Here is a 15,374-nt window from a genome sequence, read left to right on the forward strand (position 1 = left end):
ATTACTCCATCATCTTCTCAATGGGCAGCACCAGAATGGAGCTGGCGCCCAGCTCCTTGAGCTTTTCCATGGTTTCCCAGAACAGGGTTTCGCTGCTGACCATGTGCATCGCCACGCGCTGCTGATCGCCCGCCAGCGGCAGAATGGTCGGGCGCTCGGCGCCCGGCAGCAGGGCAATCACTTCGTCCAGGCGTTCGGTTGGCGCGTGCATCATGATGTATTTGGATTCGCGCGCCTGAATCACGCCCTGAATGCGGGTCAACAGGCGGTCAATAAGCTGCTGTTTGGCATCGTCCATCTCACCGTCGCGCTGAATCAGGCACGCTTTTGAGCGATAAATAACTTCTACTTCGCGCAGGCCGTTGGCTTCCAGCGTTGCGCCGGTTGACACCAGATCGCAGATGGCGTCAGCCAGCCCTGCGCGCGGTGCCACTTCAACGGAGCCGTTAAGCAGGCAGGATTTGAACTGCACGCCTTTCTGATCGAGGTAACGCTTCAGCAGGTGGGGGTAGGAGGTGGCGATTCGCTTGCCGTTCAGCGCTGCCGGGCCGTCCCAGGCTTCGTCTGCCGGGGTGGCAAGCGACAGGCGGCAGCCGCCGAAATCGAGACGGCGCAGGGTAAAATAGCGCGGGTCTTCGCCCTGGGCCCGGCGGGTCAGCAGCTCTTCTTCCAGCACGTTTTCGCCGATGATGCCAAGGTCAACCACGCCGTCCATCACCAGGCCCGGGATATCGTCATCACGAACGCGCAGAATATCGATAGGCATGTTTTCCGCCAGCGCAATCAGGCGCTGGGTGTGCAGGTTGATTTTAATCCCGCAGCGGGCCAGCAGCTCGCGTGAATCGTCACTCAGACGGCCTGATTTTTGAATAGCTATGCGCAAACGTGAGTTATCTAACATTCTTTATTCCTCGTTAACCTGTTTTAACCTGTCTGAATACGGTCCAAAAAAAAGCCCCCGGAAGAAGATCTTCCGGGGGCTTTCTCATGCGTTCATGCACCACTGGAAGATCCAAACGTCTTCCAGCACACATCGCCTGAAAGACTAGTCAGGATGATGGTGATGATGGTGGAGTTTAAATTGAACGCGTGTCATATAAATTCTCGTTGAATGCTTATGCATCAGATGTCTTTTAACCTAAACCACTTAGGCGACAGAAAGCAAGGGCTTTTTTTAATCATTAATTCATTTCATATTGATGCAATGAATTGTGTGTTTGTCAGCGCTGGCGTAGCCTTATGAAAGACAGGTGAGAGCCAGGAGAATTTGTATGAAAAAGGTCGCGATTGTCGGTTTAGGATGGTTAGGGATGCCGCTGGCGATGTCGCTCGCCGCGAAAGGCTGGCAGGTAACCGGCAGTAAAACCACGGCAGACGGGGTGGAAGCCGCACGCATGTGTGGCATTGAAGGGGTTGAGCTGCGCCTCGAACCGGAGCTGGTCTGTGATGCTGATGACCTCGATGCGCTGATGGATGTCGATGCGCTGGTCATCACCTTACCCGCACGTCGCAGCGGGCCGGGAGAAATGTTCTACCTGCAGGCCGTGCAGGAAATTGTCGACAGCGCGCTGGCCCACCATATCCCGCGCATTCTCTTCACCAGCTCGACGTCGGTTTACGGCGACGCTGACGGGACGGTGAAGGAAAATACCGAACGCCAGCCGGTGACCGCCAGCGGACGGGTGCTGAAAGAGCTGGAGGACTGGCTGCATAACCTGCCGGGCACCCAGGTGGATATTCTGCGCCTTGCCGGGCTGGTGGGGCCGGGGCGTCATCCCGGGCGTTTCTTCGCCGGGAAATCGGCGCCGGACGGGCAGCACGGCGTTAATCTGGTGCATCTTGAGGATGTTATCGCCGCCATCGAGCTGTTGTTGCAGGCTCCAAAAGGCGGTCACATCTATAATATATGTGCACCTTCCCATCCGGCACGCAGCGAGTTTTATCCGCTGATGGCGCGCCAGCTTGGCCTGACGCCGCCTGTCTTTAGCGAGGCGCGGGGGGAAGGTAAAGGCAAAGTCGTTGATGGTAATCGTATTTGTCGTGAGCTGGGATTTGAATATCAGTATCCCGATCCGCGGGTCATGCCAATGGAATAAATCCGTCAGCGGAAATTCTCGCACACCGTAAGGGGGCGAACATGAAGCCGCTGCTGGATGTTCTGATTATTCTGGATGCGCTGGAGAAAGAGGGGAGCTTCGCGGCGGCGTCGGCGAAACTCTATAAAACGCCATCAGCACTCAGCTATACGGTGCACAAGCTGGAGAGCGATCTCAATATTCAGATCCTCGACCGCACCGGCCATCGCGCGCGTTTTACCCGTACCGGCCAAATGCTGCTGGAAAAGGGGCACGACGTCCTTCACGCGGTTCGGGTGTTAGAAAAACAGGCCGTGAAGCTCCATCAGGGATGGGAAAACGAGCTGGTCATCGGCGTTGACGATACGTTTCCCTTTTCCCTGCTGGCGCCGCTTATCGAAGCGTTCTATCAACACCACAGCGTCACCCGGCTGATCTTCATCAACGGCGTGCTGGGCGGCTCCTGGGACGCCCTGACGCAGGGACGGGCGGACATTATCGTCGGTGCGCTCCACGAGCCTCCCCAGCTCAGCGATTTCGCTTTTGCCCGGCTCGGCACGCTTGAGCAGGTCTTTGCCGTCGCGCCGCATCACCCGCTGGCCAGCGAACCCGAGCCGCTCAATCGGCGCATGATTAAAAACTTCCGCGCGATTGCGGTGGGGGACAGCTCCCGGCCGGGCTGCGCCGTCTCTTCCCAGCTGCTAGACGAACAGGAAGCCATTACCGTATTTGATTTCAAAACCAAGCTGGAGCTGCAGATAAGCGGATTAGGCTGCGGCTACTTGCCGCGTTATCTTGCGCAGCGGTTTATTGAAAGCGGCGCGCTGGTGGAAAAACAGGTTTTAGCCCAAAGCAGCAACGAACCGGTATGGATTGGCTGGAATGAACAAACCGCAGGGCTTGCCAGCGCCTGGTGGCGGGAGCAAATTTTAGCAAATAGTGCTATTGCCGCGGTTTACGCGCAGGCGGATGCCGGTAAATCAGACGGTTAGTAAAATTAATTTATTGATGCGTTTCTCAATCTATTGCGTTTTGTGTCTGGAATAGGGCAAAATGCCGCCGCTGCAAACAAATGAATAATCGACGATATAAAAGGCGTCGGTTATTTTTTTTTGCATGTACGAAACGAAACTAAAACCAAGAGGCCGGGCTTCGTACCGGATAGATACTTACTAAAATCCGACAGTTGTTGTCGCTGAGGAATACAGAAATGGGGCAATTTTTCGCTTACGCGGCGGTATTCACCGTAAAGGAGAATAATCATGTCGCTTAATGCAACTCCAAACACCTCTCGCGTGGAATTACGTAAAACGCTTACGTTAGTTCCGGTTGTTATGATGGGCCTTGCCTATATGCAACCAATGACGCTGTTCGATACGTTCGGTATCGTATCAGGCCTCACGGACGGTCACGTGCCGACGGCGTACGCCTTCGCGCTGATTGCGATCCTGTTTACCGCGCTTAGCTACGGTAAGCTCGTGCGTCGCTATCCGTCTGCCGGTTCTGCCTATACCTATGCCCAGAAATCTATCAGCCCGACCGTTGGCTTTATGGTTGGCTGGTCATCGCTGCTGGACTATCTGTTCGCGCCGATGATCAACATTCTGCTGGCAAAAATCTATTTCGAAGCGCTGGTGCCGTCGATACCGTCCTGGGTATTTGTGATAGCGCTCGTGGCGTTTATGACCGCCTTTAACCTGCGCAGCATCAAATCTGTCGCCAACTTTAACTCCGTTATCGTGGTGCTTCAGGTTGTGCTGATTGCCGTTATCCTTGGCATGGTCATTTACGGCGTGTTCCACGGTGAAGGGGCGGGAACGCTGGCGAGCAGCAAACCGTTCTGGTCCGGTGATGCGCACGTGATCCCGATGATTACCGGGGCGACGATTCTGTGCTTCTCCTTTACCGGCTTTGACGGGATCAGCAATCTGTCTGAAGAGACCAAAGACGCGGAGCGCGTGATTCCGCGTGCGATCTTCCTGACGGCGCTGATCGGTGGCCTGATCTTTATCTTTGCCACCTACTTCCTGCAGCTGTACTTCCCGGATATCTCTCGCTTTAAGGATCCGGATGCGTCGCAGCCAGAAATCATGCTCTACGTGGCGGGCAAAGCGTTCCAGGTTGGCGCGCTGATTTTCTCTACCATCACCGTTCTGGCGTCCGGCATGGCGGCACACGCAGGCGTTGCGCGTTTGATGTACGTGATGGGTCGCGATGGCGTCTTCCCGAAAAGCTTCTTCGGCTACGTCCATCCGAAATGGCGTACCCCGGCGATGAACATTATCCTGGTAGGCGCAATTGCGCTGCTGGCGATTAACTTTGACCTGGTCATGGCAACGGCGCTGATTAACTTCGGTGCGCTGGTGGCGTTCACCTTTGTGAACCTGTCGGTTATCTCTCAGTTCTGGATCCGCGAGAAGCGCAACAAAACGCTGAAAGATCACTTCCAGTATCTGTTCCTGCCGATGTGCGGCGCGCTGACCGTCGGTGCCCTGTGGGTGAACCTGGAAGAGAGCTCCATGGTGCTGGGCCTGATTTGGGCCGGTATCGGCCTGATTTACCTGGCCTGCGTAACCAAAAGCTTCCGTAACCCGGTACCTCAGTACGAAGACGTCGCGTAAGACGGTGTCGGGTGGCGGTTAAGCGTACCCGACACGCTCGTTCGTAGCCCCCTCGTCAGAGGGCAAAAAAAAGCCGGAGACATCGTCTCCGGCTTTTTTGTATCCATCACTCAGACTATCTCTTGCGCGTACTGGAACAGGGATTTTAACAGCGCCTGTTTCTCTGCGTTTCCTTCGTACTGTCCATAGAGCATTTCCAGCTCCTGGGCATAGCTATTAAGAAACTCCGGCGTAAAGACGTTGCGTCGATGCTGTAGCCAGCGCTCCTGCTCTGCTTCATCCAGCGTGCCGGGGAAGTTACGCGCCCGGTAGTTAAATATCAGCTTTTCAACGCGTTTATCGGCGAAGGTGATATCCAGCGCGGGGAGATTGCGCGGCTCGGTCTGCAGCACGATATTCATGGCCGCGCGATCGGCGTCGCTAAAGAAGCCGTTGTAGAGCTGCGCATCGACGTTCTCGGAGGGGACAAACGGCTCGGCTTCGGCAAAGATTGCTACCACCTTCTCGCGCACCTGCGGGTTTTCGCGCAGCACTTTCAGGTTATCCAGGCAGCGCTGACGGTTAATCCCCAGCCTGTCCGCGTCTTCAGGGCGCAGCGTATTGGCCTGCGCCAGAACCGGGCATTTATTGATATGCACCAGCTTGACCGGCACGGCGGGCAGATCGCCCAGCTCGGCTTTTGGGGTGTACAGCCGCTCGCGCAGCGCGTCGCTGTCGAGCTCAAGCAGCGGGGAAATGTCACCGGCTAAATCCACCATAATCACGGCGTTGCGGTTGTCCGGATGCCAGGCCAGCGGCGCAACCCAGCTGGTATTCCCGCGCCACGCGCCAAACATCCCGGAAATATGCACCAGCGGTTTCATCTGCGGGACGTCGATAAGCGTTGTGAGCTTCTGCTTGCTGCGGTGGCTGAGCAGGTATTCAAAAAGACGCGGCTGCGCGGCCTTCACCAGCTTCGCCATAGCAATGGTGGCATACACGTCGGCCATCGCGTCGTGCGCGTTACTGTGCTCAATGCCGTTGGCGCGCGTCAGGTGTTCCAGGCGGAAGCTCGGCAGGCCATCTTCATTTTCCGGCCAGTTAATGCCTTCCGGGCGCAGGGCATAGCAGGCGCGCATGATGTCCAGCAGGTCCCAGCGTGAATTGCGGTTTTGCCAGCTCCAGGCGTAGGGATCGTAAAAGTTACGGTAAAAGATATTGCGCGTCACTTCGTCATCAAAGCGAATGTTGTTATAACCCACCACGCAGGTATTGGGCACGGTGAAGATATCGTGAATACGGCGTGCAAACTCCGCTTCATTGACGCCTTTTTCTCGTGCTTCCTGCGGCGTGATGCCCGTTACCATCACGGCGCCGGGCTGGGGCAGATAATCATCCGCCGGACGGCAATAAAAGACTTCCGGCTCGCCGATAATATTGAAATTGTCGTCGGTACGGATGGCGGCAAACTGCGCCGGACGGTCCAGCGCCGGATGGGTGCCAAAGGTTTCGTAGTCGTGGAATAAAAACGTGAGCGCGGCAGAATCAGACACCAGTAATACCATCCTGTTAAAAAATGACGCCTCTATGGTAAACGATCGCGGTGGGCAGGCCGAATAAAAAGCGACGTCAGAGGCGATTTTTGCGAGCCGCCTTCAGGCGAAAATAAGATATTTGTCACATTTTTTTGCAATTAAACAAGGTAAGGACACGCGAACTCCCGTAAAAAGGTCAACGATTTTTACTGACCTGAGGATATACCGTTGAAACGCCGTTTGTTTATTGCTGTTTCTTTACTCGCTTCGAGCATTTCTTCCGCGTGGGCCGTTCAACCGCTGGATTTTGCACCTCAGCCTCCGGCTATTCAGGCGGGGTCCTGGGTGTTGATGGATTATACGACCGGGCAAATTTTAACGGCGGGCAATGAACATCAACAGCGTAATCCTGCAAGCCTGACCAAGTTAATGACGGGCTACGTCGTCGATCGCGCTATTGATAGCCACCGCATTAGCCCTGACGACATCGTCACCGTTGGCCGCGACGCGTGGGCAAAAGGGAACCCCGTTTTTGACGGCTCGTCGCTCATGTTCCTGAAAGAGGGCGACCGCGTTTCGGTGCGCGACCTCAGCCGCGGGCTGATCGTCGATTCAGGCAACGACGCCTGCGTGGCGCTGGCGGACCACGTTGCGGGCGGCCAGCCGCAGTTCGTCAAGATGATGAATGACTACGTTGAAAAGCTGAATCTGCGCGATACCCACTTTGAAACGGTACACGGTCTTGATGCGCCGGGCCAGCACAGCTCGGCCTACGATCTGGCCGTGCTCTCCCGCGCGATTATTCACGGCGAACCTGAGTTCTACCATATGTACATCGAGAAGAGCCTCACCTGGAACGGGATCACTCAGCAAAACCGCAACGGCCTGCTGTGGGATAAAACCATGAACGTCGACGGCCTCAAAACCGGCCATACCTCAGGTGCCGGTTTTAACCTGATTGCCTCGGCGGTAGATGGCCAGCGTCGTTTAATTGCGGTGGTAATGGGGGCTGACAGCCCGAAAGGGCGTGAGGAGCAGGCCCGCAGGCTGCTGCACTGGGGACAACAGAATTTCGACACGGTGCAGATTCTGCATAGCGGCAAAAAAGTGGGCACGGAGCGCATCTGGTACGGTGATAAAGAGCAGATCACGCTGGGTACTGACCAGGACTTCTGGCTGGCGCTGCCGAAAGCGGAATTGCCGAACATCAAAGCGAAATACGTGCTGGATAAAAAAGAGCTGGAAGCGCCCATTGCGGCCCATCAGCGTGTGGGTGAAATAGAGCTGTACGATCGCGACAGGGTGGTTGCACACTGGCCGCTGGTCACGCTCGAAAGCGTCGGTAAGGGCGGTCTTTTCTCGCGGCTGGGTGATTATCTACACCATAAAATCTAGCGCTGTTTCACCTCTTTCGAGCAGACTGGCAGGGTTGCGAGTCTGCTCGCATAATCAACACATCCCGTTTGTCGGTAATCTCAATCCTGATTTATAGTGTATATACATACAGTAATGGGTGGAGGCAGCATGGACTACAGCATCACACAGCAGCAGAAACGTAAGATAGCGGGTTTTCATATGGTAGGGCCGTGGGAAAACACGGTAAAGCAGGGCTTTGAACAGCTGGCAATGTGGGTCACAGGGCGTCACATTCAGCCGCTGGAGTGGGTTGCCGTTTACTATGATAACCCGGATGAAGTTCCGGCAGAAAAACTGCGCTGCGACACGGCGGTGACGGTACCGGACGATTTCGTGATTCCTGAAAACAGCGAAGGCGTCATGCTGACTGAAATCGGAGCGGGGGATTACGCGCTTGCCACCGCGCGGGTGGAAAATCACGATTTCGCTATGCCGTGGAATCAGTTTTTCAACTCCCTGCTGGAGGACGTCAACTACCGGATCGCCCCCAAACCCTGCTTTGAACGCTATCTGAACGATGGCAATGCCGACGGCTACTGGGATATTGAAATGTATATTCCGGTTGAACATAAAGTGTCTTAGTCACGGTAAAGGCAGGGTTTTTCAGTCGGGTGCATTTCGCCCGGCTGAAAACGCAGTACAATTACGGTCTGCCGTGTAGCTGGAGAGCGGGTGTGCGTCCCGACAAATCATTAACCCCTTTTGAAATTCGTCTGTATAAACATTACCGCGTGGTGCATGGGTGCCGTATCGCGCTCGCGTTTGTGCTGACCTTCGTGCTCGTGCGCTTGCTCGATATTCCTGAAGGAACCTGGCCGCTGATTACGCTGGTGGTTGTCATGGGGCCGATCTCTTTTTGGGGAAACGTCGTTCCGCGCGCCCTGGAGCGTATTGGCGGCACCGTGCTCGGTTCCGCGCTGGGGCTGATCGCCCTGAAGCTCGAGCTAATCTCATTTCCCGTTATGCTGCTGTGGTGCGCTGCAGCGATGTTTCTCTGCGGGTGGCTGGCGCTGGGGAAAAAACCGTATCAGGCTCTGCTGATTGGCATCACGCTCGCGGTGGTTGTTGGCGCTCCGGCGGGGGACATGACGACCGCATTGTGGCGAAGCGGGGATGTGATCCTCGGCTCGCTGCTCGCGATGCTGTTTACGGGCGTCTGGCCGCAGCGTGCGTTCCTGCACTGGCGGATACAGATGGCAAATTACGTGACCGCATTTAACCGGGTTTACCAGGCCGGCTTTTCGCCAAACCTGGTCGAACGGCCGCGGCTGGAGAAGCATTTGCAGAAGATCCTCACTGACGTGGTCAAAATGCGCGGGCTGATTACGCCCGCCAGCAAAGAGACGCATATCCATAAAGGCATTTTCGAGGCAATTCAAACGGTGAGCCGCAACCTGGTCTGTATGCTGGAGCTGCAAATTAACGCCCACTGGGCCTCGCGCCCGAGCCATTTGCTGATGCTTAACGCGCACACCCTCAAAGAGACGCAGCAAATGACGCAGCAGACGCTGCTCACCATCGCCCATGCGCTCTATGAAGGCAATCCTCAGCCGATACTGGCAAACAGCGAGCGGCTCAATGAGATCGTGGCCGAACTGAAGCAGCTGATGAACGAGCGTCAAAGCGACAACGTGGCGGAAACGCCGATTCACGGCTACGTCTGGTTGAGCATGGAACTGGCTCGCCAGCTTGAGCTGTTATCGCAACTTATCTGCCGGGCGCTGCGCAAATAAAAGCCTTATGTGACGGCTGCTGCTTCGATTCAGCAGCAATTGGGGTTATGATAGCCTTAAACGTTATACTGATTGTCATTAGCCGCCGCTGTCAGTAAGGTTACTGTTACAATGGCTGCCTTAACGAATCCGAATCTCACATTATCAGGGGTGTAAAAATGGAAACTATCAAGCCTTCGTTCCAGGATGTTCTGGAATTTGTCCGCCTGTTCCGCCGCAAAAACAAGCTGCAGCGTGAAATCCAGGACGTTGAGAAGAAGATCCGTGACAACCAAAAGCGCGTTCTGCTGCTGGATAACCTGAGCGACTATATCAAGCCGGGTATGAGCGTAGAAGCGATTCAGGGCATCATCGCCAGCATGAAAAGCGATTATGAAGATCGCGTAGATGACTACATCATCAAAAATGCCGAGCTGTCCAAAGAGCGTCGCGACATCTCTAAGAAGCTGAAAGTGATGGGCGAAATTAAAAACGCCGAAGCGAAAAGCGAGTAATCAGCTTCAGATATGAAAAAAGCTCCCGGCAACAGGGAGCTTTTTTTTCGCCGTTTTTGCAGGTCGTCGCCCCCGCCCGGCCTGCGATACGCGCTTTTGGTAGGCCCGATAAGCGCAGCGCCGCCGGCTATTTTTACCGGGCTTAGAAAAGCAAAAAGCCTGCTGTAAAAGCAGGCTTCTTAAATGTGGCTCCTCTGACTGGACTCGAACCAGTGACATACGGATTAACAGTCCGCCGTTCTACCGACTGAACTACAGAGGAATCGTTGTGGAGGCTTATCTTAGCGGCGAAAAAACTTTTGTCAAACACGATTATAGACGAATGCGATTGATTGCCGATTCTGTCGACAGTTTGTTGTAATTCCATACAACTTTTTCTGGAAATACTTTGCAGGATAGCCATTTCTACATCATCATTTGAAATGGAGTTTCAACTTTCTCGCTAAGGTCCATTTTGAACGTCACCGCCCCTCTGCGCCAGGCGATCGCGCGCACGCCATGGTATGCAAAACGTAAAAGCTATCGAGTTCTGTTCTGGCGAGAAATTACCCCGCTTGCAGTACCCATCTTTCTGGAGAACACCTGCGTCCTGCTGATGGGGGTGCTAAGCACCTTCCTGGTCAGTTGGCTCGGTAAAGAGGCGATGGCCGGCGTCGGGCTCGCGGACAGCTTCAATATGGTGGTGATGTCGTTTTTCGCCGCTATCGATCTGGGCACCACGGTGGTGGTGGCGTTTAGCCTTGGGAAACTCGATCCCAAACGCGCACGCGAGGCGGCCAGACAGTCGCTGATGATCATGACCGTTTTTTCCATCATCCTGGCGGCGGTGATCCACTACTACGGCAGGGAAATCATCAATATTGTCGCAGGCGAAGCCAACGCTGAGGTGAAGGACCTGGCGCTAACCTATCTTGAAATGACCGTGCTCAGCTATCCGGCTGCGGCGATTGCGCTCATCGGCAGCGGCGCGCTGCGGGGTGCGGGCAACACCAAGATTCCGCTGTTGATAAACGGCGGCATGAATATCCTGAATATCATCATCAGCAGCATATTGATCTACGGCGTCTTTTCCTGGGAGGGCTTAGGGTTTGTCGGTGCAGGGCTTGGGCTGACGATTTCGCGCTATATCGGGGCGGCCGCTATCGTCGGGGTGCTGGTGGCAGGCGTCACGCCTTCGCTGCGCATCTCCTTGAAAAGCTATTTTCGTCCATTCAATTTCGCCATTATCTGGGAAGTGATGGGGATTGGTATTCCTGCCAGCGTTGAATCGGTGCTGTTTAACGGCGGCAAGCTGCTGACGCAGATGTTTGTCGCAGGGATGGGGACGGACGTGATCGCCGGTAACTTTATTGCGTTCTCCATCGCCTCGCTTATCAACCTGCCGGGCAACGCCCTCGGCTCCGCGTCGACCATTATTACCGGAAAACGCCTTGGCAAGGGGCAAATAGGTCAGGCGGAGCGCCAGCTGCGCCACGTTTTCTGGCTGTCGACCATCGGCCTGACGGCTATCGCCTGGGGAACCGCGCCCTTTGCCGGGCTCATGGCGTCCTTCTACACCCACGAGCAGGATGTGAAAGAGGTGGTTAAGATCCTGATTTGGCTCAACGCTGCGTTTATGCCGATCTGGGCCGCCTCCTGGGTGCTGCCCGCAGGGCTTAAGGGCGCGCGCGATGCCCGTTTTGCGATGTGGGTAACGATGCTCGGCATGTGGGGCTGCCGCGTGGTTGCGGGGTATACGCTCGGTATTGTTCTGGGGATGGGCGTCGTCGGCGTCTGGCTGGGGATGTTCCTCGACTGGGCCGTGCGCGGCGCGCTGTTCTACTGGCGAATGGTGAGCGGCCGCTGGCTATGGAAATATCCCCGCGTAAAGCCTCAGCCGATCGTCCCGGAAGCTGAAGAGTGCCTGCCAAATGCGCGAAGTGGAGAATAAATCAGCAAACGAACGGAAATCTGCATTATGCCTTTGACATCACGGGGGAGCATCGATAATATGCGCCCCGTTCACACGATTCCTCTGTAGTTCAGTCGGTAGAACGGCGGACTGTTAATCCGTATGTCACTGGTTCGAGTCCAGTCAGAGGAGCCAAATTTGAAAAGCCTGCTTTTACAGCAGGCTTTTTGCTTTTCTGCGTTCCGGAAAATTGCCGGCTGGCGGCTTCGCCTTACCCGGCCTGCGGGACAGCAGGCCGGGAAGTCAACGGATCGCGCTAGCGGCTCACGCGAATCGGCGCGGTTGCCTCAACCAGCCAGGGCCGCGCATCGCTGTTTACCCGCGGCGACAGGGCGTCCCGCACCTGCTGATGATAATCATCCAGCCACTGTTTCTCCTGCTCGGTTAACAGCTGCAGTTCAACCTGGCTAAGGTCAATTGGGACCAGCGTCAGCGAGGCGAACCGGCAAAATCCCGGACGGCTCTCGACAATCTCCACCTGGTTTTCGATACGAATGCCGTGGCTGCCGCCCAGGTAGTACCCCGGCTCGATGGTCATGATATTGCCCGCCGCCAGCGGCCACGAATTAACCTTTTTCGCAATGCGGTGCGGGTTTTCGTGGATCAACAGCTGGTGACCGACGCCGTGCCCGGTGCCGTGATCGTAATCCAGCCCCATTTCCCACAGCGGACGGCGCGCAAACGCATCCAGCTGGTGACCGTAGCTGCCGGACGGGAATTGCAGCGTAATCAGCGATAAAAAGCCTCTCAGCACGGCGGTGTAGTGCAGGCGCTGCTGCGGGTCAACCTTGCCCCAGGCCAGCGTGCGCGTGGCGTCGGTCGTGCCGTTACGATACTGGCCGCCAGAATCATTGAGGTAAAAATGGTTGTGGCCGATCGGTTTATTGCTGGCCTCGCTCGAATGATAGTGGCACATCGCCGCGTTGCTGGACGAGGCCGAAATAGTGGCAAAGCTCTGCTCGATAAATCCCGGCTGCTGCTGGCGGAAGGCGAGCTGCTGCGCCTGAACCTCAAGCTCGGTCAGCGGCTGGCCGGAGGCGACGCGCTTAGGCACTTCCCGGCTCAGCCAGGCAAGAAAATTGACCCACGCCGCGCCGTCCTGGTGATGGCATTCGCGATAGCCCGCCAGCTCCACCGGGTTTTTACCGGCCTTGAGCAGCGTAATAGGGTCAGTCAGCCAGAGAATGTCGCCCTGCGGCTCAATTGCGAAGCGCAGCGCGACGGGCGCAGAGTCCGGGTCGACCACGATCCGCTTGCCCTTCGCAAGCTGCTTGCAGCGAGGGATGAACGCATCCTGCGGTGAGAGGGTAAACTGCCCGGCGACGGACGGCGGAAGGTCCGCCAGCTTGTCGTCATTCACGAACCACTCAACGGCGCCGTCGCGTCCCAGCAGGGCAAAGGAGAGGGGAACCGGGCTGGTTGGAATATCCGAGCCCCGCACGTTCAGCAGCCACGCAATGTTATCCGGTAGCGTAAGCGCCAGGTAATCGGCCTGGCTGTCGTTGAGAAGCGTCGCCACGCGCTGCCGCTTGCTGGCGCTGCTTTCGCCGGCAATCTCATCCGGCATGGCGCGAATAACCCCCGCAGGCGCGGCGGGCCGCCCGGCCCAGAGCGTATCAAACGGCGAATCGTCCAGCGCCACCGGCTCGCACGGCGTTGAAGAGAGCTGCGCGTAGTCCACGTTGGTCATCAGCATCGCCTCGAAGCCAATGCGCGCGCCGGGCGCCACGTTTGTCGCCAGCCATTGCGCCAGCGGCTCGTTGTGCAGGTGATGGATCGAAAATTCGTCCATGTTCACCTGCATGCGCGCCTGCACCTGATAGCGGCCGTCAACGAACAGCAGGGCCCGATCCTGCAGTATTAGCGCCAGCCCGGCCGAGCCGTCAAAGCCCGTCAGCCAGGCGAGCTTTTCATCGTACGGCGCGCAGTACTCGCTTTGCCAGGCGTCGGCCCGCGGGACGATCATGCCGTCCAGGCCGTTTTCACGCAGCCTGTTTCGCAGGGCGGCAAGCGGTGATGTGGTGTGCATGGTGTTTCCTTTTGATTAGCGGAAAGGCGGCTCGTTAAAGGTGCGCAGCTTGCGGGAGTGCAGCTTATCGCCCTCGGCGCGCAGTAAATCGATCGCCCGGATGCCGATCTGCAGATGCTCCGAAATCGCCCCTTCGTAGAAGCGGTTGGCCTGGCCCGGGAGCTTGATTTCACCGTGCAGCGGCTTATCGGACACGCAAAGCAAGGTGCCGTACGGCACGCGGAAGCGATAGCCCTGCGCGGCGATGGTGGCGCTCTCCATATCAATAGCGACCGCGCGGCTGAGGTTGAAGCGCAGCGCCGAAGCCGAGTAGCGCAGCTCCCAGTTGCGGTCGTCGGTTGTCACTACCGTGCCGGTGCGCAGGCGCTGCTTAACCTCTTCGCCGGGCATGCCGCTCACCTCTTTAGTGGCGTCATACAGCGCGCGCTGGACCTCGGCGATGCTCGGGATAGGGATATCCGGCGGAAGTACCGCATCCAGCACGTGGTCGTCGCGCAGGTAGGCGTGGGCCAGCACGTAGTCGCCAATCAGCTGGCTTTCGCGCAGGCCGCCGCAGTGGCCGATCATCAGCCAGACGTCCGGGCGCAGAACCGCCAGATGGTCGCAGATGGTTTTAGCGTTCGACGGCCCAACGCCAATGTTAATTAAGGTGATCCCCTGGCCGTCCGCGGTGATCAGGTGCCAGGCGGGCATCTGGTGTTTTTTCCACGCCAGGTCGGAAATCGCCTGCTCGGGCGCCTCGGTTTCGGCGGTGATCCAGATCCCGCCCGCGCAGGAGAGGGCAATATACGGGCTTTCCGGGTCCAGAATTTGGCTGCAGCCCCAGCGAACAAACTCGTCTACGTAGCGGGTGTAGTTGGTAAACAGCACGAACGGCTGAAAATGCTCGGCGGGCGTGCCGGTGTAGTGGCGCAGGCGGGCGAGGGAGAAATCGACGCGGCGGGCGTCAAAGTGCGACAGCGGTGAAAACTCTGCCGGGTGGAAAATGCCGTCTGCGGTTTCATCGCCAATCTGCGACAGTTCGGTGGTTGGGAAGTGGCGCGTCAGCCCCGCGCTCATCGAGCGGTCAAGCGTCAGCGCCGAACCGTCGATCACGTAAGGATAGGGGATTTCGTGCTGTGAAGGCTCAACGGAAATGCGGGCGTCGTAATCCTGATACAGCAGGGTGAGCTGCTCTTCAAGATAGGGCCGAAACAGCGTCGGGCGGGTCACCGTGGTGCTGTAGCAGCCCGAATGGGTAAAGCGCGCGTAGGCGCGGGTTTTAGGCGTATTGGTCGCGCGGCCATCCCAGGTGACGGACAGCGAAGGATAAACAAAAAGGCCACGACTTCTGGCCTTTTCGTCGGGAAGCGTCCCGTTTTCAATGTAGTCTGCGATCGCGCTGCGCAGCGCGTTGACGGACTGCTCGTACAGCGCGTCGAGTTTTTCCAGCGCCTGAGCCGGGGTCAGGCTGGAGCCCTTATTATTCATCTCTGTCTCCTTGTTCCACAGGTGTTTCACCGTTGTGTGGCGATACCCGATAGTATGTCACACGCCTGTGA

14 protein-coding genes, 2 tRNA genes and 1 other annotated feature are annotated in these 15,374 nt (G+C 56.9%); of the genes, 10 read left to right on the forward strand and 6 right to left on the reverse strand.

Translation table 11 applies throughout. From position 1 onward, the window contains the following. Nucleotide 1 precedes the first annotated feature (1 nt). On the reverse strand, nt 2-901 hold the full coding sequence (gene hisG, locus DBY73_RS07145) for an ATP phosphoribosyltransferase (RefSeq protein ID WP_112010490.1): 900 nt from the start codon (nt 899-901) through the stop codon (nt 2-4). A gap of 45 nt (nt 902-946) precedes the next feature. Continuing rightward, nucleotides 947-1,070 (reverse strand) — a sequence feature (His leader region). Next, on the reverse strand, nt 1,046-1,096 hold the full coding sequence (gene hisL / locus DBY73_RS07150; protein ID WP_112010712.1) for a his operon leader peptide: 51 nt from the start codon (nt 1,094-1,096) through the stop codon (nt 1,046-1,048). Its footprint overlaps the feature before it by 25 nt. Before the next feature lie 175 nt (nt 1,097-1,271). On the opposite strand from hisL, the gene DBY73_RS07155 reads away from it, so the two are divergent. From DBY73_RS07155 to plaP, 4 genes are all read left to right on the forward strand, one after another. Next, complete coding sequence (locus DBY73_RS07155; protein WP_112010491.1) at nt 1,272-2,096, forward strand: SDR family oxidoreductase; 825 nt, start codon at nt 1,272-1,274, stop codon at nt 2,094-2,096. 41 nt (nt 2,097-2,137) lie between these two features. Further along, nucleotides 2,138-3,067: a LysR substrate-binding domain-containing protein gene (locus tag DBY73_RS07160; RefSeq protein ID WP_112010492.1), complete on the forward strand. Its 930-nt coding sequence runs from the start codon at nt 2,138-2,140 to the stop codon at nt 3,065-3,067. 218 nt (nt 3,068-3,285) lie between these two features. Further along, entirely contained in the window at nt 3,286-3,348 is a 63-nt protein-coding gene (gene yoeI, locus DBY73_RS07165; RefSeq protein WP_112010713.1) for a membrane protein YoeI, read from the forward strand. Further along, nucleotides 3,338-4,696, forward strand: a complete 1,359-nt coding sequence (gene plaP, locus DBY73_RS07170; protein WP_112010493.1) for a putrescine/proton symporter PlaP — start codon at nt 3,338-3,340, stop codon at nt 4,694-4,696. Before yoeI ends, plaP begins: the two co-directional genes overlap by 11 nt. 110 nt (nt 4,697-4,806) lie before the next feature. On the opposite strand, the gene sbcB is transcribed toward plaP, so the two are convergent. Beyond that, complete coding sequence (gene sbcB, locus DBY73_RS07175) at nt 4,807-6,240, reverse strand: exodeoxyribonuclease I (protein WP_181573205.1); 1,434 nt, start codon at nt 6,238-6,240, stop codon at nt 4,807-4,809. Nucleotides 6,241-6,432: 192 nt separating this feature from the next. On the opposite strand from sbcB, the gene dacD reads away from it, so the two are divergent. From dacD to DBY73_RS07195, 4 genes are all read left to right on the forward strand, one after another. Beyond that, the gene (dacD, locus tag DBY73_RS07180; RefSeq protein WP_146745754.1) at nt 6,433-7,605 is read left to right on the forward strand and encodes a serine-type D-Ala-D-Ala carboxypeptidase DacD; all 1,173 of its coding nucleotides are present in this window, start codon (nt 6,433-6,435) and stop codon (nt 7,603-7,605) included. A gap of 129 nt (nt 7,606-7,734) precedes the next feature. Beyond that, nucleotides 7,735-8,208, forward strand: coding sequence for a DNA gyrase inhibitor SbmC (gene sbmC, locus DBY73_RS07185; RefSeq protein WP_112010495.1), 474 nt, complete (start codon nt 7,735-7,737; stop codon nt 8,206-8,208). 92 nt (nt 8,209-8,300) lie between these two features. Then, the gene (locus DBY73_RS07190; RefSeq protein WP_112010496.1) at nt 8,301-9,359 is read left to right on the forward strand and encodes an FUSC family protein; all 1,059 of its coding nucleotides are present in this window, start codon (nt 8,301-8,303) and stop codon (nt 9,357-9,359) included. 158 nt (nt 9,360-9,517) lie between these two features. After that, nucleotides 9,518-9,853 carry a DUF496 family protein gene (locus DBY73_RS07195; RefSeq protein ID WP_028013754.1) on the forward strand — a complete coding sequence of 112 codons (336 nt, stop codon included), beginning with the start codon at nt 9,518-9,520 and terminating at the stop codon, nt 9,851-9,853. A 186-nt stretch (nt 9,854-10,039) separates the two neighbouring features. On the opposite strand, the gene DBY73_RS07200 is transcribed toward DBY73_RS07195, so the two are convergent. Next, a tRNA-Asn gene (locus tag DBY73_RS07200) sits at nt 10,040-10,115 on the reverse strand. Nucleotides 10,116-10,307: 192 nt separating this feature from the next. On the opposite strand from DBY73_RS07200, the gene emmdR reads away from it, so the two are divergent. Further along, nucleotides 10,308-11,783: a multidrug efflux MATE transporter EmmdR gene (gene emmdR, locus DBY73_RS07205; protein ID WP_112010497.1), complete on the forward strand. Its 1,476-nt coding sequence runs from the start codon at nt 10,308-10,310 to the stop codon at nt 11,781-11,783. Between the two features lie 80 nt (nt 11,784-11,863). Next, nucleotides 11,864-11,939 (forward strand) — tRNA-Asn (locus DBY73_RS07210). A 121-nt stretch (nt 11,940-12,060) separates the two neighbouring features. Here DBY73_RS07210 and DBY73_RS07215 read toward each other — a convergent pair. Then, complete coding sequence (locus tag DBY73_RS07215; protein WP_112010498.1) at nt 12,061-13,833, reverse strand: aminopeptidase P family protein; 1,773 nt, start codon at nt 13,831-13,833, stop codon at nt 12,061-12,063. 15 nt (nt 13,834-13,848) lie between these two features. Next, nucleotides 13,849-15,303 carry an AMP nucleosidase gene (locus tag DBY73_RS07220; RefSeq protein WP_112010499.1) on the reverse strand — a complete coding sequence of 485 codons (1,455 nt, stop codon included), beginning with the start codon at nt 15,301-15,303 and terminating at the stop codon, nt 13,849-13,851. Nucleotides 15,304-15,374 lie beyond the last annotated feature (71 nt).

Source organism: Enterobacter sp. RIT418, assembly GCF_003057745.1.
In the GTDB taxonomy this organism is placed as follows: domain Bacteria; phylum Pseudomonadota; class Gammaproteobacteria; order Enterobacterales; family Enterobacteriaceae; genus Enterobacter.

Excerpts from the sequence above, each read along its gene's own strand:
- hisG (WP_112010490.1), bottom strand. The coding sequence starts at position 901 with ATGTTAGATAACTCACGTTTGCGCATAGCTATTCAAAAATCAGGCCGT.
- DBY73_RS07195 (WP_028013754.1), top strand. The coding sequence starts at position 9,518 with ATGGAAACTATCAAGCCTTCGTTCCAGGATGTTCTGGAATTTGTCCGC.
- DBY73_RS07155 (WP_112010491.1), top strand. The coding sequence starts at position 1,272 with ATGAAAAAGGTCGCGATTGTCGGTTTAGGATGGTTAGGGATGCCGCTG.
- DBY73_RS07220 (WP_112010499.1), bottom strand. The coding sequence starts at position 15,303 with ATGAATAATAAGGGCTCCAGCCTGACCCCGGCTCAGGCGCTGGAAAAA.
- DBY73_RS07160 (WP_112010492.1), top strand. The coding sequence starts at position 2,138 with ATGAAGCCGCTGCTGGATGTTCTGATTATTCTGGATGCGCTGGAGAAA.
- DBY73_RS07215 (WP_112010498.1), bottom strand. The coding sequence starts at position 13,833 with ATGCACACCACATCACCGCTTGCCGCCCTGCGAAACAGGCTGCGTGAA.
- sbmC (WP_112010495.1), top strand. The coding sequence starts at position 7,735 with ATGGACTACAGCATCACACAGCAGCAGAAACGTAAGATAGCGGGTTTT.
- sbcB (WP_181573205.1), bottom strand. The coding sequence starts at position 6,240 with ATGGTATTACTGGTGTCTGATTCTGCCGCGCTCACGTTTTTATTCCAC.
- plaP (WP_112010493.1), top strand. The coding sequence starts at position 3,338 with ATGTCGCTTAATGCAACTCCAAACACCTCTCGCGTGGAATTACGTAAA.